At 60.2% G+C, this 25,057-nt stretch carries 19 protein-coding genes; 2 read left to right on the forward strand and 17 right to left on the reverse strand.

Translation table 11 applies throughout. The features are described from left to right. Window positions 1-97 precede the first annotated feature (97 nt). From DQN55_RS10510 to DQN55_RS10540, 6 genes are all read right to left on the reverse strand, one after another. A complete protein-coding gene (locus DQN55_RS10510; protein WP_048380150.1) occupies window positions 98-1,153 on the reverse strand; it encodes a tetratricopeptide repeat protein in 1,056 nt (351 codons plus the stop codon). A gap of 606 nt (window positions 1,154-1,759) precedes the next feature. Continuing rightward, window positions 1,760-2,014: a DUF2790 domain-containing protein gene (locus DQN55_RS10520; protein WP_048380147.1), complete on the reverse strand. Its 255-nt coding sequence runs from the start codon at window positions 2,012-2,014 to the stop codon at window positions 1,760-1,762. Window positions 2,015-2,331: 317 nt separating this feature from the next. Continuing rightward, a complete protein-coding gene (locus tag DQN55_RS10525; protein ID WP_048380145.1) occupies window positions 2,332-3,741 on the reverse strand; it encodes an efflux transporter outer membrane subunit in 1,410 nt (469 codons plus the stop codon). After that, on the reverse strand, window positions 3,738-6,917 hold the full coding sequence (locus tag DQN55_RS10530; protein ID WP_048380144.1) for an efflux RND transporter permease subunit: 3,180 nt from the start codon (window positions 6,915-6,917) through the stop codon (window positions 3,738-3,740). The genes DQN55_RS10525 and DQN55_RS10530 overlap by 4 nt, the downstream gene beginning before the upstream one ends. A gap of 15 nt (window positions 6,918-6,932) precedes the next feature. Beyond that, a complete protein-coding gene (gene mexE, locus DQN55_RS10535) occupies window positions 6,933-8,177 on the reverse strand; it encodes a multidrug efflux RND transporter periplasmic adaptor subunit MexE (protein ID WP_048380142.1) in 1,245 nt (414 codons plus the stop codon). 220 nt (window positions 8,178-8,397) lie between these two features. After that, window positions 8,398-10,587 carry a TonB-dependent siderophore receptor gene (locus DQN55_RS10540; protein ID WP_048380140.1) on the reverse strand — a complete coding sequence of 730 codons (2,190 nt, stop codon included), beginning with the start codon at window positions 10,585-10,587 and terminating at the stop codon, window positions 8,398-8,400. Between the two features lie 179 nt (window positions 10,588-10,766). On the opposite strand from DQN55_RS10540, the gene DQN55_RS10545 reads away from it, so the two are divergent. Both DQN55_RS10545 and mtlD read left to right on the forward strand, forming a co-directional pair. Further along, entirely contained in the window at window positions 10,767-11,759 is a 993-nt protein-coding gene (locus DQN55_RS10545) for an alpha/beta fold hydrolase (protein ID WP_088500015.1), read from the forward strand. Window positions 11,760-12,360: 601 nt separating this feature from the next. Beyond that, window positions 12,361-14,535 (forward strand): bifunctional mannitol-1-phosphate dehydrogenase/phosphatase, encoded by a 2,175-nt coding sequence (gene mtlD, locus DQN55_RS10550; protein ID WP_048380137.1) that lies wholly within the window; start codon window positions 12,361-12,363, stop codon window positions 14,533-14,535. Here the strand turns inward: mtlD and DQN55_RS10555 are convergent. The 11 genes from DQN55_RS10555 to DQN55_RS10605 form a co-directional block, all read right to left on the reverse strand. Then, window positions 14,514-15,284, reverse strand: coding sequence for an alpha/beta hydrolase family protein (locus DQN55_RS10555; RefSeq protein WP_048380135.1), 771 nt, complete (start codon window positions 15,282-15,284; stop codon window positions 14,514-14,516). The two genes, mtlD and DQN55_RS10555, sit on opposite strands and share 22 nt — an antisense overlap. Then, entirely contained in the window at window positions 15,268-16,365 is a 1,098-nt protein-coding gene (locus tag DQN55_RS10560; RefSeq protein WP_048380133.1) for a DUF3182 family protein, read from the reverse strand. The genes DQN55_RS10555 and DQN55_RS10560 overlap by 17 nt, the downstream gene beginning before the upstream one ends. A 53-nt stretch (window positions 16,366-16,418) precedes the next feature. Then, on the reverse strand, window positions 16,419-16,799 hold the full coding sequence (locus tag DQN55_RS10565) for a hypothetical protein (RefSeq protein WP_048380131.1): 381 nt from the start codon (window positions 16,797-16,799) through the stop codon (window positions 16,419-16,421). A 110-nt stretch (window positions 16,800-16,909) separates the two neighbouring features. Beyond that, window positions 16,910-17,851 carry a lysylphosphatidylglycerol synthase domain-containing protein gene (locus tag DQN55_RS10570; protein WP_048380129.1) on the reverse strand — a complete coding sequence of 314 codons (942 nt, stop codon included), beginning with the start codon at window positions 17,849-17,851 and terminating at the stop codon, window positions 16,910-16,912. Beyond that, window positions 17,848-19,053 carry a cardiolipin synthase ClsB gene (gene clsB, locus DQN55_RS10575; protein WP_048380127.1) on the reverse strand — a complete coding sequence of 402 codons (1,206 nt, stop codon included), beginning with the start codon at window positions 19,051-19,053 and terminating at the stop codon, window positions 17,848-17,850. The genes DQN55_RS10570 and clsB overlap by 4 nt, the downstream gene beginning before the upstream one ends. Beyond that, on the reverse strand, window positions 19,050-19,835 hold the full coding sequence (locus DQN55_RS10580; RefSeq protein WP_048380125.1) for an endonuclease/exonuclease/phosphatase family protein: 786 nt from the start codon (window positions 19,833-19,835) through the stop codon (window positions 19,050-19,052). The genes clsB and DQN55_RS10580 overlap by 4 nt, the downstream gene beginning before the upstream one ends. 213 nt (window positions 19,836-20,048) lie before the next feature. Continuing rightward, entirely contained in the window at window positions 20,049-20,603 is a 555-nt protein-coding gene (locus DQN55_RS10585) for a nucleotidyltransferase family protein (RefSeq protein WP_048380123.1), read from the reverse strand. 103 nt (window positions 20,604-20,706) lie between these two features. Continuing rightward, on the reverse strand, window positions 20,707-21,516 hold the full coding sequence (locus DQN55_RS10590; protein WP_048380121.1) for a response regulator transcription factor: 810 nt from the start codon (window positions 21,514-21,516) through the stop codon (window positions 20,707-20,709). 98 nt (window positions 21,517-21,614) lie between these two features. Continuing rightward, window positions 21,615-22,961: an MFS transporter gene (locus tag DQN55_RS10595; protein WP_048380120.1), complete on the reverse strand. Its 1,347-nt coding sequence runs from the start codon at window positions 22,959-22,961 to the stop codon at window positions 21,615-21,617. Between the two features lie 83 nt (window positions 22,962-23,044). After that, window positions 23,045-23,239, reverse strand: a complete 195-nt coding sequence (locus DQN55_RS10600; protein WP_231995673.1) for a DUF2783 domain-containing protein — start codon at window positions 23,237-23,239, stop codon at window positions 23,045-23,047. A gap of 4 nt (window positions 23,240-23,243) precedes the next feature. Beyond that, window positions 23,244-24,944, reverse strand: a complete 1,701-nt coding sequence (locus DQN55_RS10605) for an FAD-dependent monooxygenase (RefSeq protein WP_048380119.1) — start codon at window positions 24,942-24,944, stop codon at window positions 23,244-23,246. Window positions 24,945-25,057 lie beyond the last annotated feature (113 nt).

A 25,057-nucleotide genomic window follows, 5' to 3' on the forward strand; every position in this document is an offset into this window, starting at 1 on the left:
TGACCGTGGGGCCAGGCAGCGGTTCAACCTGTTCTGAAAAATATTCAAATGGCTGTGAAAGGCCTTATTGAATACTTTTTTGAGTACGTAAGGCCGGCTAAAGCCCTTGTTGCAAGGCAGGGTCATCCGGATTCTGTTGTTCCAGTTGCGCCAGCAACACCTGGACATTTTGCAGCTGCCCGGCTTGTTTCCAGTAGTTGATCAACAACACCCGGGCCTTGCGATTGGCAGGCTGACGCAGCAGCAGCTCTTCCAGTTGGCGCTGAGCGGCTTCCAGTTGTTCGAGGTCATGCAGTGCGACAGCCAGTTTGTAGCGATAGTCACTGTTATCGGGTTCCAGCTCGACGGCTTTGGCCAACCCCAGCAATGCATATTCTGTTTGGTCATGGTTAAGCAGCCAGATACCGAGTGCGTGTTGTAGATAAGCCGAGTCCGGATGTTTCTCCAGTTGCCTGGCCAGTAATTGGCGCGCTTGATCGGACTGGCCGCGCTTTTCCAGCAGTTCGACCTGAGCCACCACCGCTTTGAGGTTGTCCGGTTCCAGGGCCGTGACCTTCTCCAGGGCGTCCTGGGCCTTGTCCAGCTGACCTTCATGCAGATACAGGCGAGCGAGCTGACCTTGTGCCTGAGGGTTGTCCGGCTGGGTGATCAGCGCGCGTTCGTATTCATCGATCACCTGCTGCAAGGGGGCGAAATAAAGCCCTTGTTCATCAGGGGAAAGCCCCAGCAAGGCGTTGGCGGCGGCAAAGCGTACGCGTTGTTCGGCATCATCGAGCAATGGCCCCAGCAGCAGCGTGCGCTGAGCGTTGGGCACCAGGCCGACAATGCTCTGAATGGCGGCTTCACGTACCAGCGGCGAGGGGTGCAGTAAATCGGCATCCGCCAGTTTCAGCGCCTGCGGGCTCGGATAATTGGGCAGCTCTGCATGCAGGCCGGCCCGGCGACTGTCGGAAAGATCAGTGCGTGCCAGTTGCTGATACAGCACGCGGGCAGCCCCTGGCTGGCCGTTGTGCGCGAGCTCCAGGGCCTGGGCATAGTTGTAGCTGACGGTCGGGGAGGTGACTGAAGGGGCTGGCCGCATCCCATACCACAGGCCAGCCGCGACCAGCGCAGACAGAAGACTTAGAACCAGATAGCGGCGAGGCTGGGTCATGCAATATCCAGAAACAGGCGAGCCTAAAGGCTGCAAGCTTCGACCAGCGGGAAGGTTGAAGCAAGCCCTATGTACGCGGTGAGTGTCACCCCTGACGCGGTACAGACAGCACGCCCCATAAAAGCGCTTCATGGATTACCGCAAAACACGCTGGCAATCTCGACTTCGAAGATTTGATGAAAGGGGGGAAGAACATGTCTCTGGCGGTTGTCCTTGCTAGGGTTTTTCCACGAAAGACACAAGGCTTTTTCGTTGCCGGAAGGGTCTTAAAGATACATGAATGGGCGGAATTTCAGGGGGCTTTACAGAGTCAAAGTTCTTGTCTCGAGAACGGAAAACTCAGTATCCATGATGTTGACAAACGCCCGGCGTCAGTCAAGTTTAAGATGGTTATAGCGCAGGCGTATTTAAGGGGGTTGTTGGGGGGGATTGAGAAGTCAGGGGGGGAACGATAGTAGCGCGAGTGCAGTTTTCTAAACGTCAATATCAAGACTGACCTCGATCACCTCAGCACCCCCTTGATTGTTTGAACCGTCGTCATGGGTTTATATAAAAAAGCCCTCGTTAAACGAGGGCCTGGCGCGGGCGTTGCTGCCGGGTCGGGTCTTAGCCGTTGGAGCAGCCGTTGCCCATGACGCGGTATTCGAGTATGTGGCGCTGGCCTTGGTGGTCTTCATAGGTCATTTGTGCTGGTACCACGTCGCATACATCGGCAGCCGGTGACACGCTGATGACTTTGGCAATGTCGAGGTCAGTGGCGTAAGTGTAGTGTTCAACTTCAAGTTGCTGGGCAACTTTAAGTTCATCGGCAGCGGCCAGTGTTGAGAAACCAATCAATGCAAGTGCAATCAAACATTTCATCTTGGATAACCTTAAAACAATCACGAATCACTGACTTCAATTGCCGGACGGGCGGGAGAAGTTGTTGCACTGTTGGGTGCTGTAGTGCAACACGAAGTACCGTGCCCTGTTTCAATGCAGTAGCGAGGGATGAACATAGAATACCCCTCTGAAACATTGATTAAAGTCAAAAGATCGCCAAGCAGTCTTTCCGGATTGGTAACAATGCGCGCTGTTGGCAGGGCAAGAGCGGGTGAGCGCAATAAAAAAAGCCCCGCGACCGAATGAGCGCGGGGCTAAAAATGGTTGGTTGCGGCCAACCAAAGGAGCTCTTTACATCAATGGGCGATGGCTACCGCCTCAGGCTGCCAGCCGCCGCCCAAGGCTTTGTAGATGGCGACGACGCCGCGATACAGCTCGACCTCGGCCTGGGCCTGACTGTCTTCGGCCGCCAGGCGCTCGCGCTGGGCATCAAGCAGGACCAGAAAGTCCACCGTGCCCTCGCGGTAGCGGATAGCCGCCAAATCGGCCGCCGTGCGGCTTGATTCACTTTGGCGGATCAACGAAACCAGTCGTTGCTGGCGTTTGCCATAGTCACTGAAGGCGTTCTCCGACTCTTCAAGGGCCAGCAATACCTGCTGCTCGTAACTGGCCAATGCGCCTTCAGCCTCGGCATCAGCCCCACGCAGACGTGCACGAACGCTGCCCAGGTCGAACGCCGGCCAGGTGATGCGCGGGCCGAGAGCCCAGGCATTGGCCGCAGCCGAACCGATTTGTGAGCCGCGTCCGGCAGTGAAACCAAGGAAGCCGCTGAGGCTGACCCGAGGGAACAAGTCGGCTTTGGCCACCCCGATGCGCGCGGTGGCTGCAGCCAGTTTGCGTTCGGCGCTCAGGATGTCCGGACGCCGTTGCAGCAAGTCACCCGGGTTACCGATATTCAATGCCTTGGCGATGGCCGGCAGTTGAGCCGGGCTCAAGTCCACGCTCAGTTTTTCGGGACGCTCACCGAGTAAGGTGGCGATGCGGTTGCGCTGGCGGACCTGTACCGCTTGCAGTTGCGGCACGCTGGCTTCAACGGCAGCCAGGCGAGCATCCGCCCGCATCACATCCAATTGATCGCCGACGCCCGCATCACGCAGGCTTTCGGTGATGGTTTTGGAGTCTTGCTGGTTTTTCAGGTTGGCCAGGGCAATCTGCTCGCGCAATTGCGCACCCCGCAGTTCACCGTAGGCATCCACCAGTTCGGCAATCATCGTGACTTGCAGTTGGTACAAATCCGCTGCAGCCACCTGCTCATCGGCGTCGCTGGCTTCCAGTTGGCGCTGGATACGGCCGAACAGGTCGATTTCCCATGCCATGTCCAGGCCCAGATCGTAGCGCTCACTGTTGACACGCTGTTCGGTCTGGCCCGGAATCTGGCCCTTGCCCACATCGCTGCTGGCACGGCTGGTAATGGTCGGCATGAGGTCATTGCTGACGTCGTCGCGAATTGCCCGGGCAGCCCGCAGACGGGCAAAGGCCACACGCAATTCGCGGTTACCGGTCAGCGAACGGGTCACCAGCTGGTTGAGGGTCGGGTCGTCGAACTGCTGCCACCAGATCCCTTCAAAATGCGCCCGGTCAAAGCCCTTGAGGTTGTCGGCACTGATCTGCGCCGGTTCCGTCTTGGGCGTTGTGTAGTCCGGGCCGACGACGCAGGCACTCAAGGCCAGCACCAACAGGCTCGGGAGGAAGACTTTAGGGATCATTGCTGCGACTCCAACTTCAAGTGCCTGGCCGCTTTGCGGGCTTCGTTGCGCTCCACGTAGCGGCGGATCAATACATAGAACACCGGGGTCAGCATCAGGCCGAAAAAGGTCACCCCGAGCATCCCGGAGAACACCGCAACACCCATCGCATGGCGCATTTCAGCACCGGCACCGCTGGAGAACACCAGAGGGACCACGCCCATGATGAAGGCGAAGGAGGTCATCAGGATCGGCCGCAGACGCAGGCGGCAGGCTTCCAACACCGCTGCCAGCGGGTCGAGGCCTTCCTCTTGTTTATCCTTGGCGAACTCGACAATCAAAATCGCGTTCTTGCACGCCAACCCCACCAGTACGATCAAGCCGATCTGGGTGAAGATGTTGTTGTCTCCCCCCGACAGGATGACCCCGGTAATCGCCGACAACAGAGTCATCGGTACGATCAGGATGACCGCCAGCGGCAGGCTCCAGCTCTCGTATTGAGCCGCCAGTACCAGGAATGCCAGCAGCACGCACAGCGGGAACACGAACAGCGCAGTGTTGCCCGAGAGGATTTGCTGGTACGTCAGCTCCGTCCACTCGTAGGTCATGCCGTTGGGCAGCTCTTCCTTCAGCAGTTTTTCAATGGCGGCTTCTGCCTGGCCCGAGCTGTAGCCCGGTGCTGCGGCACCGTTGATTTCAGCGGTCACGAAGCCGTTGTAATGCATCACCCGATCCGGACCGGCGGTGTCGCTGATCTTGATAAAGGTGGCCAGCGGGATCATCTCGCCCTTGTTGTTGCGCACTTTCAGTTGGCCAATCTGCTCAGGCTCCAGACGGAACTGCTGCTCGGCTTGAACATTGACCTGATAAGTACGCCCGAAGCGGTTGAAATCGTTGGCATACAGCGAACCCAGGTAGATCTGCAGGGTGTCGAAGATGTCACTGATTGCGACGCCGTGGGTCTTGGCCTTTTCACGGTCGATAGCGGCATCGACCTGAGGCACGTTGACCTGATAGCTGGTGAACAACCCGGCCAGTTCCGGCACGTTGTGGCTCTTGGCGATGACGTTCTGCACTTCTTTGTACAGGGCGTCATAACCCAGGCCGGCCCGGTCTTCGACCTGCAGGCGGAAACCGCCAATGGTGCCCAGGCCTTGTACCGGCGGTGGCGGGAAGATCGCGATGTAGGCTTCCTGAATGTCCGCGTACTGGGCATTCAGCGTGGCCGCAATCGCCGCGGCAGACTGGCTCGGGTCTTTACGCTGATCGAAGTCCTTGAGGGCCACGAACACGATGCCGCTGTTCGGGCTGTTGGTGAAACCGTTGATCGACAGCCCCGGGAAAGCGATGGAGTTGGCCACCCCCGGTTGCTTGAGGGCGAGCTCGGACATGCGCTTGATCACGTCTTCGCTGCGGTCCAGGCTTGCGGCGTCCGGCAGTTGGGCAAAGGCCACCAGGTATTGCTTGTCCTGGGGTGGCACGAAACCGGTCGGGGTGTTGGCAAAGCCGAGCCAGGTCAGGGCCATTAAGCCCGCGTACAGCAGCATGGCGATGCCGCTGCCGCGAATGATCCGGCGAACTGCACCGACATAGCCGTGGCTGGCCTTTTCGAAGAAGCGGTTGAACGGGCGGAACAACCAGCCGCCGAACAAGCGATCGAGCAGGCGGGTGAAACGGTCCTTGGGCGCATGATGGCCTTTGAGCAGGACGGCTGCCAGTGCCGGGGACAAGGTCAGCGAGTTGAACGCTGAAATCACGGTGGAAATGGCAATGGTCAGCGCGAACTGCTTATAGAACTGCCCGGTGAGGCCCGAGATGAAGGCCGCCGGAATAAATACGGCGCACAGCACCAGCGCCGTGGCGATGATCGGCCCGGTCACTTCCCGCATTGCCCGCTTGGTGGCATCCACCGGGTTGAGTCCCAGTTCGATGTTCCGCTCGACGTTTTCCACCACCACGATCGCATCGTCGACCACGATCCCGATGGCCAGCACCAGGCCGAACAACGACAGGGCATTGAGCGAGAAACCGAACATGTGCATCACGGCAAACGTACCGATCAGCGAAACCGGAACCGCAACCAACGGAATGATCGAGGCACGCCAGGTCTGCAGGAACAGGATGACAACCAGTACCACCAGGATCAGTGCTTCAAACAGGGTATGAATGACCGCTTCGATCGAGCCCCGGACAAAGATGGTCGGGTCATAGACGATCTCGAAATCCATGCCTTCCGGGAAGCTCTGCTTAAGCTCGGTCATTTTTGCCCGGACATCGTTGGAGATGTCGATGGCATTGGAGCCCGGACGCTGGAAGATCGGGATCGCCACGGCCGGCTGATTGTTGAGCAAGGAGCGCAGTGCGTATTGGCTGGACCCCAGCTCCACCCGGGCGATGTCCTTGAGGCGAGTGATCTGGCCATCATCCCCGGAGCGGATGATGATGTTTTCAAATTCCTCTTCAGAAACCAGGCGGCCTTGGGTGTTCACTGACAACTGGAAGCTGGTGGCGCTGGGGGCAGGCGGGGCGCCCAGGGCACCGGCAGCCACCTGACGGTTCTGCTCGCGAATGGCGGTGACCACATCGGTTGCGGTCAGGTTGCGTGAAGCGGTTTTGTTTGGATCGAGCCATACCCGCAGCGAGTAGTCGCCCATGCCGAACAGCTGCACGTCGCCCACGCCACCGAGTCGCGCCAGTTCATCCTTGATGTTGAGAATGGCGTAGTTCGACAGGTACAGCATGTCGTAGCGCTGATCCGGCGAGGTCAAGTGCACCACCATGGTCAGGTCGGGGGAGGCCTTGTCCACGGTAATGCCGATGCGCGTCACCTCTTCCGGCAGCTTGGGCTGGGTCCGGGTGACACGGTTTTGCACCTGAACCTGTGCGTTGTCCAGGTCGGTACCCAGAGCAAAGGTGATGGTCAGGGTGATTTTGCCGTCAGCGGTGGACTGCGAAGACATGTACAGCATGTTTTCGACACCGGTGATGGCCTGTTCCAGCGGCGCGGCGACGGTTTCGCCGATCACTTTGGGGTTGGCACCCGGGAAGTTGGCACGCACCACTACGGTGGGCGGCACGACTTCGGGGTATTCGCTGATCGGCAATTGGAACAGCGAAATGCTGCCCGCAATCAGGATCAATAACGAAAGCACGGCGGCGAAAATCGGCCGCTGAATGAAGAACTGGGAAAAATTCATCGGAGTTATCGTCCCTTAACCGCGCGGAGCCGCGACGCTGGCCAGTTTCGGCGCGCCGGCAGCAGGCTTGTCCTGAGGCGTGTTGTTGGCTTCGAGGGCTTGTCGTTGTTGTGCCAGTGCGGCCAGCGTTTGTTCGCTGGCCATCGGGATCACTTCAGGGGTGACCGGCGAACCCGGACGAACCCGCTGCAAGCCCTTGACGATAATGGTGTCGTCCTTGTTCAGGCCTTTGCGGACAATGCGCAGGCCTTCGATTTTCGGCCCCAGATCCACCGCGCGATACACCGACGTGTTGTCCGGGCCCATCACCAGCACGAACTTCTTGCCCAGATCGGTGCCGACCGCTTCGTCATTGATCAGCACGGCGGAGTAGGTGCCGCTGCCCACCAGCTTCAAGCGGGCGTAAAGCCCCGGGGTGAAGCTGCCATCGGCGTTGTCAAAGACCGCGCGGCCACGGATGGTGCCGGTTTTCGGATTGACCTGGTTGTCGACGAAGTTCATGTGCCCCAGGTGCGGGTTGCCGTCTTCGTTGGACAGACCGAGGTAAACCGGTGTGGTTTGACCGCGCTGGCCCTGGCGAGCCAGTTGGGTGTACTTGAGGTAGACCCGTTCATCGGCATCGAAGTAGGCATAAACCTTGTCGGTCGAGACCACGCTGGTCAGCGGCGTGATATCGGCGGTGACGATGTTGCCCGCGGTGATTTCCGCACGGCTGACGCGACCACTGATGGGCGAGGTCACGCGGGTAAAGCTCAGGTTGAGCTTGGCCAGGTCCAGTTCGGCCTGCATCGCCGCCACGGCAGCGCGGGCTTGCTGCGAGGCGGTGCTGCGCGAATCGGCCAGTTCAGCGGAAATGGCGTTGCTCTGGCGCAGGCGCTCACCACGGCGTGCTTCGTTTTCGCTGCGGGTCGCATTGGCGCGGGCTTGTTGGACCTGGGCCTCAAGGCGTCGGACCTCGGCCTGGAATGGACGCGGGTCGATCTGGAACAGGATGTCGCCCTTTTTCACCAGGGCGCCCTCGGTAAAGGCGACCTGATCAATCTGGCCCGACACGCGAGGACGGATCTCCACGGTTTCCGGCGCTTCGAGACGCCCTGTGAATTCGTCCCATTCATTGACCGGCTGTTCAAGCACTTTGGCAACGCTGACTTTTGCGGCGGGCGCCTGAGCAGTCGCTTCTGGAGTTTTGCCGCATGCACTCATCACCACGATGGCCAAAGCCGCCAGTGGGAAGCGCAAATGTTTAAGTGACTGTTCCATGGGGGGAGTCCGCCAATCTATTGAGATGGGCGGATAATGCTGGCGTGCGTGCTGGCGCACGAATCGAACCCAGCGAAGGTCATTATCATCAAGAATGATAGAAAGCCGGGCCAAGCCCTCTAGCCTGCACCTTTGTTAGGGAGCTATCAATTAAATTCTGCTTCGGCCGGATCGAAGGTGTGTACCTGCAAGCGCACGGGCGCCTGCAGGCAGGGGAGGGTCAAAAATTGATGGAAGCGCTCAGTCGTGCGGTCAGCGGCGCGCCCTGGAACAGGTAGTTGTCGCCCATGTATTCCCCCGCGTCACGCCAGTAACGCTTGTCGAACAGGTTGTCGACGCTCAGGCGAAACACTGTGTCGTAGCCATCGATACGGGTGGAATAGCGGCTGCCGATGTTGAAGATGGCGTATGAGCCGACCTCAACTTCGCCCTGCTGGTTGGCATACTTTTTACCGCTGTATTGCACCCCGCCCAGCACGGCCAGACCGTCGAACCAGGGCAGGGCGTAGTCGCCATAGAGACTGGCGCGCACAGTGGGCACGTTGAGGGTCTGGTGGTCCTCATAGGCCGGCGTGCCGCTGCCGCTGACCCGCGCCCGGATCGCCGCGACACTGGCGGATACCTGCAGGCGCTGGGTGGCCCAGCCGTTGGCCGCGAGTTCGAGCCCGGTGTTTTTCTGCTCGCCCTGTTGCGCGAAGGTGAATGAGCCATCGTCATTCGGGCGGCTGTACTGGTACGCCTGGCGAATCTGGAACAGCGTGGCGCTGTAGGTCATGCGTTGCCAGTCGTACTTGATCCCGGCCTCGATCTGGCGCGACACGGTGGGCGCGAGGATCTCAAAGGCATTATCGGCAAACCACGGCGCCTCGCCGCCCAGGGACAGGCCCTTGCTGTACGAGGTGTAGAGCGTCAGGTCGGGCACCGGTTTGTAGATCAGCGCGGCCTGGGGCAGGAACTCGTAGCGCTGGGTGTGGCGGGTGGTGGCGTGCTGATCGTCGAAGGTCTTTTCATCCAACCGCACTTCACGGCCACCGAGCACGGTTTGCCACTGCTCGTTGAAGGTGATGCGGTCGCTGAAAAACAGCCCGTACTGACGGCTGTCGAGTCGGCGATAGCTGTCGTTGACCGGGCCGTCGTAGCGCGTAAAGTCTGGCGGCTCACGGTCGATAGTGCCGCTGCCGATCCACGCGTTGATCAACTCGCGCTGGTCCACCACACGGCGAAAGGCGCTGGTGCCCACCGTCAGTTCGTGGCCAAGACCGGCGGTATCGAACTGGCCGTTGAGCGCAGCCTGCACTTCGTCGTTGCGCCGGGTGTCGTCAGGGCTGCGAAAGTCATAGATGTCGTACTCGCCGTCAGGGCTGAAATAGTTGGGCACCGCGGTGCCAGCGCAACCGGAGGCAGCGTAACAGCCCCAGGCAAACGAGCTGTAATCATCGATCACGACCCGGCTGCGGGAAGCGCTGAGGTTGCCTTTCCAGGTGTCGCTGAACCGGTACTCGAAGTTGCCGTTGATATTCAGTGCATCAATGGTCACCGGTTTGGAGCCGCTCTGGTGCGCCAACAGTTTTTTCGGTGAAGCGTGGTGTGGCAGCTGCGTACCGCCGAGCAACTGATAGCCCGGCACCGAGCGCTGTTCCTTGTTCTGGTATTCAACGTCCAGTTGCAGGAGTGCATCGGGGCTGATGTTCCAGTCGAAGGCCACCGCGGCGAAATCGCGCTGGCCATTGGCATGCTCGACATAGGAGTGAATGTCTTCATGGGCGAAGTTGGCGCGCAACCCGAACTGTTGTTCGCTGCCGAACCAGCCTCCGACATCGGTGGCCAGGTAGCCGCTGCCCCGGTCATCGGTGGAGACCGTGACGGAGCGGACATCGGCGGCGCGCTTGGTCACGTAATTGACCACACCGCCCGGCTCCGAGACGCCGCTTTGCAGGCCCGACAGACCTTTGAGCAGTTCTACCTGCTGTTTGTTTTCGAGGCCGACATTTTGCTCGCCGGTCACGGTGCGGCCATTGATCTTGTAGCTGCTGGCCGAGTTCAGCGAAAAACCGCGCACCACAAAGTTTTCGTAGTAGCCAATTGGCGCATAACTTTCACCCACCGACGCGTCGTTTCTGAGCACTTCGCTGAGCAGGCGGGCCTGTTGGTCCTTGAGCAGCGCTTCGGTAAACACTGACACCGAGGCCGGCGTGTCGAGTAAGGGGGCCGGGCCGAAGCCGCCCACCCAGGCGCTGTCAGCCCGGTAGCCGGTGCTGTCGTCGGCGGTCACGGCGGTGGCGGGCAGCTCGGTGGAGGCGGCCAGGGCATCGGGTACTGCGCTGGCCAGCAACAGGCCGAGGGTCAGTGAATTGAGCGCGAACCTCGGGGCGGACGTTCCCGTGCTGAGAGTCCGGTAAAGCATGTTCATGCAAAGCTCCTAAACGATGGCCGACCCGGGCTGGCTTTAAACCGTGGCCTGTTTTTCAAGTGCGCCATCATACAGTTGACCGGGCATGCTGACCGCTTACCTTGAGTGAATAGTGCACTATGAGCACTCGGACTATTGAGGAGTGATTCATGGCTTTTTCTAGATGCCTGCGTTCATGCATGGCCCTGGCCTGCACCTTGCCCTTGCTGGCAGTCGCCGCGCCTTCAGCCCCTGGCCCGGTTTATGGTGAGGAGCTTCAAGGCTTTGAGTATCCGTATCCGCTGCATCGGTTTGAGTTCAACTCCCAGGGGCAACCCGTGCAGATGGGCTATATGGACATTTCACCCAGCGGTAAGGCCAATGGCCGCACGGCCGTGTTGATGCACGGAAAAAATTTCTGTGCCGCCACATGGGGGGACAGCATCAAGGCCTTGAGTGCAGCGGGATATCGCGTGGTGGCGGCCGATCAGATCGGTTTTTGTACCTCAAGCAAACCTGAGTATTATCAGTACAGTTTCCAGCAATTGGCCGACAATACCCACGCGTTGCTGACAAGTCTTGGCATTGACAAGGCCAGTGTCGTGGGTCACTCCACGGGCGGCATGCTGGCCACCCGTTACGCCTTGATGTACGCGCCAGAGACCGAAAAACTGGTGCTGGTCAACCCGATTGGCCTGGAGGACTGGAAAGCCCTGGGCGTACCTTGGCGCACGATCGATCAATGGTACGAACGCGAGCTCAAGTTGAGCGCCGAAGGCATTCGCAAGTACGAACAGAGCACCTATTACGGCGGGCGCTGGAAGCCTGAATACGATCGCTGGGTCGATATGCTGGCCGGGCTGAACAAGGGCCCCGGGCACAAGCGTGTGGCCTGGAACTCGGCCTTGATCTACGACATGATTTTTACCCAGCCAGTGTTCTATGAGCTACCGGCGCTCAAGGTGCCGACGGTGTTGCTGATTGGTGATGCCGATACCACGGCCATCGGCAGCGATATTGCCTCTCCCGAAGTCAAAGCCCGGATCGGCGATTACACGGTACTGGGCAAACAGGCTGCCAAGCTGATTCCCGGGGCTACCCTTGTGGAGTTTCCGGGCATGGGCCACGCACCGCAAATGGAAGATCCGCCAGGCTTCAACAAGGTCTTGATCGAGCAATTGAACGGGGGCTGAAGAACCGCTCTGAAACGCGTACAGGGCAGGGCTTTCGACTGCCAGCGGCAAGGTCTTTGGGCGGGCCCGGCGGTCGATTATGTCGGCCTTGTGCCCGTCCAAGCCTTGATTCAGACGCTTTGTGTGCGGTATAGCTAAAAAGGAAACCCGTCACTGCACAGGAAATACCAACGCACTATGGATGGAATCACACGTATCAATCGCCCGGTCGGCTCACGCTTCGCATCCCTGATTGCGCAGTGTGGGCCTCACGTCAAACACTGCGATCACGCAGCTACAGGGTTTGTTGCCAGCTTTTTTGTTCACTTCGCTTTATCCCGCCTGCGACTTTGTTTGCCAGGCCGCTGCGCCGACTGGCGCCATTGCTACGTCCCCCCGCCTGATTTTTTCTGATCTCTAGCCGAACCGGCCTGTCCGCTCCCGTGTTTAACGGTGGCTGGTGTTGCCCGGTATTTTTATTTGATCTCTTCACATTCTGACTCGACACACTCCGAGCGGCCTCGCACCACGCGAACGGCCGATCAGCGTCAAGTTACGATAGCGTCAGCTCGCCTGAACACGATGGTGCGACCTGATGCTCGCGGTACAAGGAGCTGCACCCATGATCTATTTCCAGGGTAAAAGAATACTCAGTGCCATCTTCGACATGGATGGCACCATGTTTGATACCGAACGCCTGCGTTTTAAAACCCTCAAGCAGGCTGCGCTCGAGATTTTCGGCACACCGCTGAGCGAAGAAACGCTCATGGGCTCATTGGGGCTGAGTGCCAAGAAAGCCGAGGCGCTGGCGAAGGCCAATCACGGCGAAGACTTCCCTTATGCCCAGGTCAGGCAGCGGGCTGACGAACTGGAGCTGCTGCATGTACGCAATCATGGGGTGCCGATCAAGGATGGCTTGCTGGAAGTACTGGAGCGTTTGCGCAAGTACGGTCTGACCATGGCCGTAGCGACCTCGAGCCGCCGGGCCATTGCCGAGGAATATTTGATCAACGCCAATGTGCTCAAATATTTCGACATCACTGTCTGTGGTGACGAGGTCACTCAGGGCAAACCGCATCCCGAAATCTTCCTCGCGGCGGCAAGTGCCTTGAACTGCCTGCCACAGCATTGCCTGATGCTCGAAGACTCGGAAAACGGTTTGCTGTCGGCGATCCGCGCCGAGGGGCAGCCGATCCTGATTGAAGACATCAAGGCTCCGGCGCCCGAGGTCAAGGCCGGGGCACTGAAAGCCTACCAGAACATGCATGAGTTTCTGGGCGATCTGAACGAGTGCATGCCTGACCTCGGCACCCCTGAACTGACCGAGAGCTTTCCTCAGGCACTCAATCAATTCAGCGTGGGCATCCATGGGTTTGGTGCGATGGGCGGCGGGTACCTGACGCAGATTTTTTCTCACTGGGATGGCTACACCCGGCCCTGCGAGATTATTGCCGCGACCCGTTCGCGCATGCTGCGCGACACGGTGGAAGCATTCGGCAGGTTCAGCGTGCGCTATGGGGCCATCTCGTTCGATCAGACCATTGAAAACCTCAGAATGATCGACATGGACGACGCTGAAGCGGTCATCAAGATGTATGACGTGGCCGAAATCGTCGGGCTGAGCCTCCCGGAGCCAGCGATCCGCAAGCAGGCGGATGTCATTGCCGAGGGCCTCATCCGTCGTTATCAGCGGCGCGGTCGCGAGCTGACGATTCTCATTGTGTTGAACAAAGTTGGCGGTGCGGACTTTGTACGGCGGCATGTGCAGGCGCAGCTTGAACAGAGGGTAGCGCCAGCGCTGTGCCAGAAAATCCTGGACAATACCCACTTCGTCGAAACGGTGGTCAGCCGTATTGTCTCGAAGATTTCCAATGAAGCGCTGGTGCGCCAGTTGCGGATCAAGTCGAAGATTTTCCAGAACAGTCTGGACGATGAAATCGTCGCACCGCCCCGATCCCCCAGGATTCCGACGCCCGAATATGAGCGCCTTATTTCCCGATTTCGGCCCTTTGCCCAGTCCAGCAACGCCCTGAGTCAATTGCACTTGATCCTGTTCAACAGCGAATCGGACATGCCGTTGTATGCCGAACGCAGCAGCCATCTTCTGGAGCGTCTGCGCCAGGTCAAAACGGTGGATGACATCACTCAGACCCAAGTGATGAAGAACCTGCTGTGGAACGGCCCGCACGCGATCATTGCCTGGTACGCCAGCCTGTTGGGTTATTCCTGGTTGGGGCAGGGCATGGGCGATCCGCGGGTCAGTGCCCTGGCCGAACGCTTGATCCGCCAGACGGTCGGTCCGGCGCTGGTAGCCGAGCACCCGCACATGGCAGAAGCCGTCGTCGACTTTTCGAAGACATTTCTGGAGCGTTGCAACACCTCGTTCAAGGACCCTTGTGCCCGTGTCGGGCGTGATCCGTTGCGCAAGCTGCAACGCAATGAGCGCATTCTGCGCAGCATTGATCTGGCACAAAAACACGGGATAGACGGCGACGTCCTGGCGTTCGGCATTGCCCTGGCACTGCACTACGCGCTGCGCTCCAAAGACAGCAAGGACCAGGAATCACGCCTGATCCGAACGCTGTACCAGGAGGGTGGCCGCATCGAAGAGGTGCTGACGTATGCGGGGAGCTACAACGCCCAACCGTATCCGGGGCTGGACCCGATCAAGGATGCGCAGTTGATCGAGGACATTGGCGGGCACTTTGAGCGTTTGCAGGACCCGGACTCAAACCATTGGGACTGGCCTTTGCAAGCGCAGGGCGTTCAACCTGGTCAGGCGCGTCGAATGGGGTGATGGGGGTAGTCGCCAATCCGCGCGCCAATCACCATTTCACCCACCCAGGCATTGATCAGGGCGGTATAGGCCTCTTGCTGGCTGTCCGTCGACAGCGCGTGATCCGCGCCGTCGATAATGCGATGGCTCAGGGAGTGCGAGCGCATGAAGGCATGCCGGTAACTCATGATGGTGGTATGCGGGACATAGTCGTCATGCTCTGACTCGACCAGCAGTACATCGCCTGTAAACGTGCTGCAGGCCGCCAGCGCCCGGTTGCTGTCCGGGCTCTGCAGCGCGTGGCGATACTGGCTCAGGCGGTTGCGGTCGAGTTGCGTCTTGGGCAGTTCCCAGTCCTGGTCCCAGTACAGCGCTGGCACGCGTAATGCCAACCAGCGCACGGCACGCTGCTGGGTCAGGATGGTCGCAAGGTAACCCCCGTAACTGCTGCCGATCACCGCGATGGCATCGGTGTCGGTGGAGGGATGGCTCACCAGCCGGTCGTAGGCGGCGATGATATCGTCCAGGTTGTGCTTGCGGGTGATGTGATCACGCTGGGACAGGGTTTTCTCATGTCCGCGCAGGTCAAAGGTCAGACAAACACAGCCCAGCCCGGCAAGGCCCTTGGCCCGTGCAAGGTCCCGGTGCTGGCTGCCCCCCCAGCCATGGACAAACAGAATGCCCGGCATTTTCGCGCCCGGTGTCAGCACGGTCCCGGCCAAACGCTCCTCGCTGACCTCAATCTCGATCAGTTCACTGCGCGCAGTCATAGGCCAAAATTCTCGCGCATTTATTGATAAAACCGACATCTTCATCGTGTCCTTGGAAGAGCAGGGTGGCGTCGTGGGGCAATTCGCTTTCGCCATAGGTTTCGAGGGTGCAAGCGACGACACATTGCAGCGCTGCGTCACCAGCAAAGGCACGCAGGGCAAGTACTTCGGCACCGCTGGCGCCGCCAATGCGCCAGGACTGCTCCAGTACCCCAGAGCGGAAGTGCCCGCGGCTATCGGTGCCTTGGGCAACATCGTAGTTGCGCCGCGACGCGAACAGCGACGGGTAGGCATAGCAGGCCGCCGACTCGTAACTCTTCGCCTGCTTCACGGCCAGGCGCGCCCGATCATCCAGTGGCAGGCGGTCGAGGCTCTCATAGTCGCCGCGCACCAGCGTCAGGTCAGAGCCGCCGTACACCTCTTCGCCGTTGTTGTCATGTGTCAGGCGCTGGGTGCCGTAGTAACTCACAATCAGGTCCGCCACCCTGACCTGGCCCACACTGCAGGTGACGACCGAGGTCAGGTTTTCTTCCAGCACCAGGCCCCACACAGCCAGTTCAGCGCGATCAACGTCGGCGAGGTAGCGTTCCAGCGCCTTGCGGTTGCGGATCATGACCTGGCCGCGCCCGGCTTTGCCCCGCACCGGTTTCAGGCGGATATCTCCGAGCTCGAGCAACAGGCACCCGGCATTCAGCGCATCCTCGACGTCGAACACGGTAAAGCCCGTCAATACCGCCCCGTGTACCTGTTCGGCGAACAGCGAACACCATCCCGCAGGGGCAGTGGTACCGGCCGTGAGCAAGCCGTGGGTGATCGCTTTGGTGGCCATGAACGGATGACCCACTGCACCGCCGAACAAGTCGTTGATGCCCGTGATGCCGAGCGCCTTTGACTCATCACCGATGAGGGTATCGGTGGGGACGAAATACAGCGCTCTGCGGTCCTGAGGCGGGTAATCACCCAGAAAACCGATACCCAGCACCTCGGCAAGCATCGTTGCGATCACCCTGTGACTGGCCTGCTCGTGCGAGGGCGGTGGGGGAGTGGCCGGAAGCAAGACAACGCCGGTTTTAGGGGGCATGTGCAACTCCTTGAATGCGGGCAAGGGCTTCCTGTCAGGGGCAACCGTCTGGGTCAGGACACGCTGCTCAAGGCTTCGACCAGCTCATGTTTGTGCATGGTCGAGCGCCCCGGGATATTGTTCGCCCGGGCCATTTTCATCAGCTCGGCCTTGGTTTCTGTGGCCAGGGATTCGCGTGATGAACGCGCAAGGCCATGCTTGCTGGCCACCGCTCGCCGGGCAGAACTCCTGCGCGAACTGGCCTTGTCGGCGGGGGATTTATCCTGTCCCGAGCCACCAGCACGCTCACCGCCACCCGATTGCTTGTTCACCGTCGCCCAGGCACGGGCTTCCGCTTCTTCGGGGGACAGGCCTTTTTCCTCATAAGAGGCTTCTATGTGTTCGGCCTGGCGTTTTTGTTTGAGGGTGTATTTGTCTTTGCTGCCTCGCGTCATGACAAGCACTCCTGTTTGGTGGCTCTTGAACGTGTGAGTCACGGGTGCTTTGCCGGGTTCAGGCTGGCTGATGAATGGTCGCGCGCCACTGCGCATGAGGTTTTTTGGGCTCAGGTCTTTTGCCTGGCAACGTCCTTTTCTGTGCCTTGGCGCAATGTCCTGGCCTGCTTTTCCAGCACGACATAGACCGCGCAAGCCAGCAGCAGAGGAATCAGAAAGTAGATGACCCGGTAGCTGATCAGCGCCGCCACCAGAGTGCCGTGGCTGAACTGGTGCTGCAACAGGGCGATGAAGACCGCTTCGAGCACACCGAGTCCGGCCGGTATGTGGGTGATGACACCGGCGATTGCGCTAATCAGCAATACGCCCAGGATTGACGGGTAAAAGGCTTTTTCCGGGAGCAGGAGGAAGATCAGCAACGCCATCAGCGACCAGTTCAAGACGCCCAGGACGGCTTGCGCCAAGGCTATCTTCGGCCCGGGCAGGATGATTTCCTGCTCGCGCCAGCGCCACTCGCGGCGTTTGCAGAAACGACAGGCAAGCAGGTAGGTACACGCGGCTGCCAGCAGCCCGAAACCGATCCACTGCAAGGTGGTGGTGCCGATTTCCCAGGTTGGGGGCAAGCGGATCAGGCGCAACGAGAACACCCCTCCGGCGAGCAGCATGTAGCCCAGCCAATTGGTGATCAGGCTCAGGGTGAGGATGCGGGTAATGGTGGGCAGGTCCAGGCCAAGTCGCGAGTACAGGCGAAAACGCAAGGCGATGCCCCCCACCCAGGCGCTGAGGTTAAGGGTGAAGGCGTAGCAGACGAAGGTCACCGGCACCACCTGGCGCACGGGTAATTGATGCCCGGTATAGCGCCGACCGAGCAGGTCGAAGCCGACATACACGGCATAACTGGCCAGTGCCACGCCACCGCCAAGGGCAAGCGTCGTGCCTTTGTAGGCGAGCAATGCGTGGCTGACGTCCTGCCAGTCCAGATTCTTGACCAGTAAGAACAGCAGCACCGACACCAGGATGAAGAAAAACAGGGTCACCAGGCGATTGATCATGGGGTGTTCTCCTGGTCATAGCTCAACTCACCGTCATCCAGTGTGCGCAACGATCTCAAACGGGGGGTATGGGCGGGCAACAAACCGGCAATCGCCGGAAAACGGCGGGTAAGGTGAAAACCGATGAAGATCAATGGCGCACGCCACCAGTAACCGCGGGTCACCCGGGCCAGGGTGATGCGCGTGCAGTGCTCGGTGGCCAGGCCCAGCAAGTGATCATGCAATTGCCGGTTGAGGGCGCGGTCGCGGATGAACAGGTTGGCTTCCAGGTTCAATGCCAGGCTCAACGGGTCAAGGTTGCTCGAACCCACGGTCGACCACTCATGGTCCATCAATGCCACTTTGCCGTGGAACGGTCGCTGGCAATACTCGAAAATCCTGACCCCGTCGCGCAGCAGGTAGTTGTACAACAGCCGGGACGCGGAGCGAACCCAGGGCATATCCGGCTCACCCTGAAGGATCAGGGTCACTTCGACCCCGCGCCGGGACGCATTGCGCAACTCGCGCAGCAGGCGATAGCCGGGAAAGAAATAAGCATTGGCAATCACCAGCCGATGGACCGCGGCCCGGATGGCGAGCAGGTATTGCTCTTCGATATCGGTACTGTGGTCTGCGTTGTCGCGTATCGACAGCAACAGGCGAGCGTCGCCGACCCGGCACCGGCCCGGACACACATCGCTTGGCGCTTTGATCACAGGCTTGAGCATGCGCAGTACGTCGCGATGGATATCGGCAACCACCGGACCCTGTACTTCAAGGGCGTAATCCTGTTTGGCCATGGGGCCGTAGTCGCCCAGGTGGTCGGCTGAGTAGTTGATGCCTCCGATGAACGCGCACTCGCCATCGATCAGCAGAATCTTGCGATGCATGCGGCGAAACAGGTTGGAGCGCAGGCCGAACACCCGCCGCGCCGGGTCGAAGACGTGGATGTTGATCCCGGCTTCGGTCAGTTCACCGATGTACCGGGGGCTGAGTTCTGCCGTACCGTAACCGTCCACGGTCAGCTCGATATGCACACCACGGCGGGCAGCGGCAACCAGTACATTCTTGAAGGCGCGGCCCACCTTGTCCTCGAAAATGATGAAGGTTTCGATCAGGATCTCCCTGCGTGCTGCACGCACCGCCTTGAACACGCGGGGGTAATAGTCCTCGCCGTTGATCAGCAAGTTCACGCGGTTCCCGTCACGCCATGGGTAGTTCATAGCAGCACCTCCACGGCTAACGGCACATGGTCGGAGAGGTGCGACCATGGACGCATGGACAGCACCCGTGGCGCCTTGGCCATTGCGTTGCGCAGGTAGATACGGTCCAGGCGCAACAGTGGCCAGAATGCCGGAAAGCTGCGCGCCGGTTTTCCGTACGCACCGGTGAATACTTCGCCCATGGCTTGAGTCAGAAGCTTGGCATCGGCCCGCAGGCGCCAGTCGTTGAAGTCCCCGGCGACGATCACCGGGGCTGCATCGTCAATCCCTCCGAGCAGCTCGCAGAGCAGATGCAATTGGCGTCGACGATGGTCTTCGGCCAACCCCAGATGAACGCAGATCACGTGTACTGCATGCGGGCCGGGCACATCGAGGATGGCGTACAACAGGCCGCGCTTTTCAGTGCCGCTCAGGGACACATCGTAATTGGCGTGCTCGCGGATCGAGTACTTCGACAGCAGTGCATTGCCGTGCTCGCCCTCGGGATACAGCGCGTTGCGGCCATAGGCGAACTGCGGCCACATGCTCTCGGCGAGAAACTCATACTGCGGAACCTGCGGCCAATTACTGAAGCGTCGGGCATGTCCTTTATGCGCACCGAGCACCTCCTGCAGAAACACCACGTCGGCGCTGGCCTCACGCACGGCTTCGCGCAGCTCAGGGAGAATGAAACGCCGGTTCAGCGCGGTAAACCCCTTGTGGGTGTTCACCGTCAGCACATGCAGCGAATGGACTGCAGGTGCCCCGGTGGGGGGAGCATCGGTATCGCGGACAGTCACCATCAATGAGCACCTTGCCGTCGAACCCCGGGCTGGCAGTCATCATGATTGCCGGCATCGGTGGAGACAAAGAGGGCCCGATTCCAGGGGCCTACTAGATCCGACTGAGAGGGCGGCGCAGGGTTCAGGTTATTTGCGGTGTGGTCCGGTTCAAGCCTGAGGCCATCGGCATCCCCCTGCGGCTGGGGCAAGGCCCACGCGGGTGAAGCCAATCCTTCACCTTTGCGACATCAGTGTCTCGACGTATTTCAGGTCGTCGAGGGTGTCGACATCCTGGACAATGCCCTGGTCATCGAGCGCCAGCCTGAGCACATTGCCGCACGCATCCTGCGCCGCGACAATACTCGCCGCGCCATGCTCTCCGGTCAGTTGCAGCAGGTCATTGAAACACTGGGCAGCGAAGCCTACCGGATGGCCTTTTTGCCGGTGCCAGGTGGGCACCACGATTGCTGCCCAGGCCAGTGCCTGGGCCACCTTGCGCAGGCTGTCGGCCGTGATGAGGGGCAGGTCGCCGGGTAGCACCAGCCAGCCCGAAGCGTTCGGAGTGGCCCGTACGCCTGCGGCAATGGAGTCGCCCATGCCATCGCCCTCCGCGGAGCGCACCACGTGCCACGGCAACCCGCAGGCCTGGACCGCACGGATCACATGTTCGAGCACCGGCAGCCCGCAAAGGGGCATTTCAAGCTTGTGGCACGGCCCTCCGGAGGCCAGAAAACGGCTTGAGCGGCCGGCAGTCAGGAGGATGACGACCGGATCATGGGTTTCGCTCATGGGCGCACCTTGCTGCAGAAGGGCTTAATGTACGCTGTTGTAGCTGCCATAACGCCGCGCACCCTGCCATTCAGGGTGCGAGCGATTGGCAAGGTGAAGCGGATCATGCCCATTCCGCCCGGGTGGCCAGCCCGAACAGCTCGCGCAGCCCGTTGATACCGAGCTTTCGGTACAGGCGTTTGACATAGGTGGCCGCACTCAGCGGACGCACCCCCAGCCGTTCGGCAATCTCTTCCACCCCGTGACCGGTCATGATCAGGCGCAGCAGTTCCTGCTCACGCAGGGTCAGCTCAATGTGTTGTTGCCTGATAACCCGCTCGGTCAGCAGCAAGGGCATTTCGTTGGCTTGCAAGTAGGCGTGGTAGTGCAGGCGCACCGCCTGGATCAGCAGCGGGGCAACGGTTTCCAGGAAATTCATCTCTGTTTCCGAAAAATGCCCGTGTTCTCGGCCACGGTAAAAATTCACCGATAGCCAGCAATTGCTTTCGCAGTGGGTCAGTAACGCCACACGTTCGGAAATTTGCGGCTGCTCATAGCAAATGCGCCGGTAATCGTTATGGGTAATGTCGTCGATGGACTGGCGATGGACGATCGTGCTTTCGCCAACGGCGGCCTTGTTCATGGCCTGCCGGTTACCGTCCTGATCATGGAAACGCTGGATATAGGTGTTGGAAATTGCCGGCAGTGAGACGTCCCGGGCCCGGTCCGCGAAGGAAAAAACCTGCGGGTTGCGCCGTTGCGGGTAGGCGAAGATGGTGCATTGGGCCAGAGGCACGCCGGGCCCGATAACCTGCAACAGGTCGGCCGCCAGGTACTTGCTGCGATTATGACCAATCCTGGCCAGCAGGTTGGCGGTGTGGGCAATATTGAGGCTGTGTTCACTACGGCAGGAACGCAAGGGCCAGTACTGCATGGCGAATTCCTTCTGGGTGCCGGGCTGTTGTTGTTTTGTCGAGAATGCCACGGCAGGAGCCCGCCACTCCAGCATTCAATCGGCGGGCTCTGAGCGGACTATGGGGCAGCGCCGACAGAACGCTCCGGAGTGGGCAGGCGCAGTGCCAGAAGCGCGCCGACGATCATCAGGACCGCGGCATAGGCAAAGCCGGAACCGAAGCCGTGTGTCAGGTCTTTCAGCCAGCCGATGACCAGCGGATTGAGCGCCGAACCGATATTGCCCACCGCGTTGATGACGGCAATGCCCACGGCACGGGCGCCAAAGCTCAAGGACTGGTCGGGCAGGGTCCAGAATATCGACATGGCGCTGTAGGAGCCGCTTGCGGCCATGCACACGCCCATCAGTTGCAGCGCGGCATGGTTCGAGAGCGCCGTGAGTATCCAGCCGCAGGCGGCCAGCATCATGGGCAGCACCAAATGCCAGCGCCGCTCGCGGGTGCGATCCGAATGCAGGCCCCAGACGATCATCAGGACAATGGTGCAGACTTGCGGGATGGCGGCCAGCAAGCCGATGGACTGGTTACTGTCGGTGCTGTTGAAGCTTTTCACGATCAGCGGGGTCCAGACCGCGATCATCGCCAGGGTATTGACCAGGCAAAAGTAGACCAGGCAGAACAACAGAATGCGCGGAGAGACCAGCTCGGTCAGCAGGCCGCGACGTTGCTCGCTGGCGGGCGCCTGGCCGCTCGCGGCTTCCGCATCGAGGGCCTGCTGGAGCAGGGCCTGTTCATCGTGGTTCAGCCACCTGGCCTGTTGCGGGCGATCATCCAGGTAATAGAACACCACGAATCCCATGAGCACCGAGGGCAGACCTTCGAGCAGAAACAGCCATTGCCAGCCCTTGAGTCCCCACAGGCCATCCAGCCCCAGAATAAGCCCGGACAGTGCCGAACTGAAGCCGGCGGTAAAGGGCATAGCGATCATGAACAGGGCGTTGGCCCGCGCACGGTAGGCCGTGGGAAACCAGAAGGTCATGTACAACAACACACCGGGCAAGAAGCCCGCCTCGGTAATCCCCACCAGGATCCGCAGCAGGTACAGGGAATTGGCATCCGTGGCGAACAGGGTGCACGTCGAGGCCAGCCCCCATGCAATCATCAGGCTGCCGATCCAGCGCCGGGCACCGACACGCGCCAGGGCGATATTGCTGGGAATGCCGCAGGCGATGTAGGCAATGTAAAAGAAGGTAGACGCCAGGCCGAACTGGGTCCCGCTCAGGCCTAGGTCGGCCATCATGGTCAGTCCGGCGAAACCGATGTTGATGCGATCAAGGAACGACAGCACAAAGCAGACGAACAAGAAGCCGATCAGTCGCCTGGAGACTTTGTTGCACACGCGCTGATAGCTGTCCTGAGACCATGCAGCCACCGTGATGGTTGCACTGGCAGGGGTGTTTGGAGTCATCGGGGACTTCCTGATTATTGTTATAGGAAGGCTCGCCGGCCTGTTACCGCAGGCCGACGGCAAGCTGCATGCAGGGTACGGCGTTACAGGTCCTTTAAGGCGTTGTCGCTCAACATGTGGAATTGCCCGGGATCCCCTAGCTCCTGGGCGCAGAGCAGGGCCAGTTTTACCAGGAATAATTCGCGCTTGTCCGCCATGGCCTGATCCAGGGCATCAGCCAGCCGGTCGTAGACCTGCTCAAGTTCGCAGGTGGTCAGTTGCTTGTGTGTCATGGTCATGCCCTCACTCATTGCCCAAGGCTGTTTCGATGGCGCAGCCCAGAGCCGGGCCGCTGAGTTGCTGCCAGCGTGCACAGACATGCTGATCCGGTCGCACAAGGTAGGCACTGCCGCTGACGGCGCCGTATTTGCTGTGCAAATGGCCGTTGCTGTCGTCGATCAGTTCGTCTGCGCCGCTGATGCGGGTTCGCGGCTGAGCGCTGATGGCCAGGACACGCAGCGGCACACCTCGTTCATGCAACGCCTGTACCCGGGCCTGGATTGCGTCGGGCACCTCAGCGGCATCGGTGAAATACAGCAGGTAGAACGATGCGCCCAGCCTGTCGAACAGAAATTGGTCCTCGCCCAGCTTGATGTTCAACAACGGCGCTCCCTGGCGCGGCCCGCAGGTGAAGAGGGCGTTGTCGTCGCCCGGGCAGTTCAAGGAGGAGTTGACGTAGTCATGAGCCCGGGACGTGCGCCAGTGATAGAGCGGGCGGACGAACGCCTGAGTCAGTGACAGCGACAGCACCGCATCGCGCACCAGGCAATGCCCGGGGGTGGGCGGCGTCATGAACCGCGTGCTTTTACCGGCTTCGGCGATGATCTCACGGGCTGCCGCCACCCGCTCCGCAGTATACGAACCGAGCAGGCCCGGGCCTGCCACGCCCTTGAGGGTCAGGGCCAGCTTCCAGCCCAGATCGTGGCAGTCCTGGAAGCCGGTATTGGCCCCGCGCACCCCAAAGATCGGCAGCAGGTGAGCCGCGTCGCCGGTGAAAATCACTCGACCGTGGATGTAGTCAGGCAGGGTCAAGGCCCGTGCCGAGTACACCGAGCACCAGTCCAGCTGCCATTGGGGGTTGTCGACCCCGACAATCGCCAGTTGCGCATTGATCCGCTCGCGCAAGGATTCGGCCGACAGGGCCTGCTCGGGGGTTTCATCCCGTGGCAACTGGTAGTCGATCCGCCAGATATTGCCCGGTTCCCGATGCATCAGCACGGTATTGCCGGGGTTCCAGTGCGGGTCGAAGTAAGCCAGGCGCTCGGTGGGCAAATCAAGATCGATCTTGATATCGGCAATCACGAAGCGACCCTCATAGGAGGCGCCTTCAAGTTTCAGCTCCAGCAGGCTGCGAATTGCCGAGCGTGCACCGTCTGCGGCCACCACCCAGTTGGCTTGCAATTGATAGTCACCCTGAGGGGTGTCTACGGTCAGGGTGGCGTGATCCTCGGCCTGGGCCAGTTGTTCCACCTTATTGCCCCAACGCAGCTCGATCAGCGGATTGGCCTGGCAGGCATCTACCAGGAATTGCTCCAGGCACGGCTGCTGCAAATTGGTCATCGGCGCAAAACGGTCATCCGGGTCATGGGGTGCCTCCATGCGAAAGACCCGTTGGTTACGGTAGAAGGAGTTGCCAAAGCGCCAACTCAGACCCGCCGCAGTGACGCGGTCGGCCACCCCGACCTGCTGCAGGATTTCCAGCGAGCGCCGGGTGAAGACAATGGCGCGGCTGCCCTCGCTGACCTGGCGTTCGGACTCAAGCACGATAGAGGCGATGCCGTATCGGGCCAGGTCCAGAGCGGTGGTCAGGCCAATGGGGCCGGCGCCGACAATCACCACCGGGTGGCGTTTGACCGCGCTGGCCCCCACGCTGGCGGTATGGGCAGGGTAGACCTGATAGTTGAAATAAATTGAGCGACGGGGTTCAGCGAGCGGTGTGTGCATCGCAAGGCGTCTCCGGAAACGTTTTTATGGTTATTGGCCTGGGCCGGTTCGCAGAGGTCGACTTTAAGGCGCCCGCGACAAAGGGATGTCCCCTTATGGGGACAACTTGCAGC

The organism is Pseudomonas taetrolens, from assembly GCF_900475285.1.
GTDB classification, from domain to species: domain Bacteria; phylum Pseudomonadota; class Gammaproteobacteria; order Pseudomonadales; family Pseudomonadaceae; genus Aquipseudomonas; species Aquipseudomonas taetrolens.

Bases quoted from the DNA above. Each gene is read 5' to 3' on its own strand.
- DQN55_RS10560 (WP_048380133.1), bottom strand. From the start codon at position 16,365: ATGCCCCCTAAAACCGGCGTTGTCTTGCTTCCGGCCACTCCCCCACCG.
- DQN55_RS10590 (WP_048380121.1), bottom strand. From the start codon at position 21,516: ATGCAGTACTGGCCCTTGCGTTCCTGCCGTAGTGAACACAGCCTCAAT.
- DQN55_RS10510 (WP_048380150.1), bottom strand. From the start codon at position 1,153: ATGACCCAGCCTCGCCGCTATCTGGTTCTAAGTCTTCTGTCTGCGCTG.
- DQN55_RS10530 (WP_048380144.1), bottom strand. From the start codon at position 6,917: ATGAATTTTTCCCAGTTCTTCATTCAGCGGCCGATTTTCGCCGCCGTG.
- DQN55_RS10565 (WP_048380131.1), bottom strand. From the start codon at position 16,799: ATGACGCGAGGCAGCAAAGACAAATACACCCTCAAACAAAAACGCCAG.
- DQN55_RS10595 (WP_048380120.1), bottom strand. From the start codon at position 22,961: ATGACTCCAAACACCCCTGCCAGTGCAACCATCACGGTGGCTGCATGG.
- DQN55_RS10580 (WP_048380125.1), bottom strand. From the start codon at position 19,835: ATGGTGACTGTCCGCGATACCGATGCTCCCCCCACCGGGGCACCTGCA.
- DQN55_RS10605 (WP_048380119.1), bottom strand. From the start codon at position 24,944: ATGCACACACCGCTCGCTGAACCCCGTCGCTCAATTTATTTCAACTAT.
- DQN55_RS10520 (WP_048380147.1), bottom strand. From the start codon at position 2,014: ATGAAATGTTTGATTGCACTTGCATTGATTGGTTTCTCAACACTGGCC.
- DQN55_RS10555 (WP_048380135.1), bottom strand. From the start codon at position 15,284: ATGACTGCGCGCAGTGAACTGATCGAGATTGAGGTCAGCGAGGAGCGT.
- mtlD (WP_048380137.1), top strand. From the start codon at position 12,361: ATGATCTATTTCCAGGGTAAAAGAATACTCAGTGCCATCTTCGACATG.
- DQN55_RS10585 (WP_048380123.1), bottom strand. From the start codon at position 20,603: ATGAGCGAAACCCATGATCCGGTCGTCATCCTCCTGACTGCCGGCCGC.
- DQN55_RS10545 (WP_088500015.1), top strand. From the start codon at position 10,767: ATGGCCCTGGCCTGCACCTTGCCCTTGCTGGCAGTCGCCGCGCCTTCA.
- DQN55_RS10570 (WP_048380129.1), bottom strand. From the start codon at position 17,851: ATGATCAATCGCCTGGTGACCCTGTTTTTCTTCATCCTGGTGTCGGTG.
- clsB (WP_048380127.1), bottom strand. From the start codon at position 19,053: ATGAACTACCCATGGCGTGACGGGAACCGCGTGAACTTGCTGATCAAC.
- mexE (WP_048380142.1), bottom strand. From the start codon at position 8,177: ATGGAACAGTCACTTAAACATTTGCGCTTCCCACTGGCGGCTTTGGCC.
- DQN55_RS10540 (WP_048380140.1), bottom strand. From the start codon at position 10,587: ATGAACATGCTTTACCGGACTCTCAGCACGGGAACGTCCGCCCCGAGG.
- DQN55_RS10525 (WP_048380145.1), bottom strand. From the start codon at position 3,741: ATGATCCCTAAAGTCTTCCTCCCGAGCCTGTTGGTGCTGGCCTTGAGT.
- DQN55_RS10600 (WP_231995673.1), bottom strand. From the start codon at position 23,239: ATGACCATGACACACAAGCAACTGACCACCTGCGAACTTGAGCAGGTC.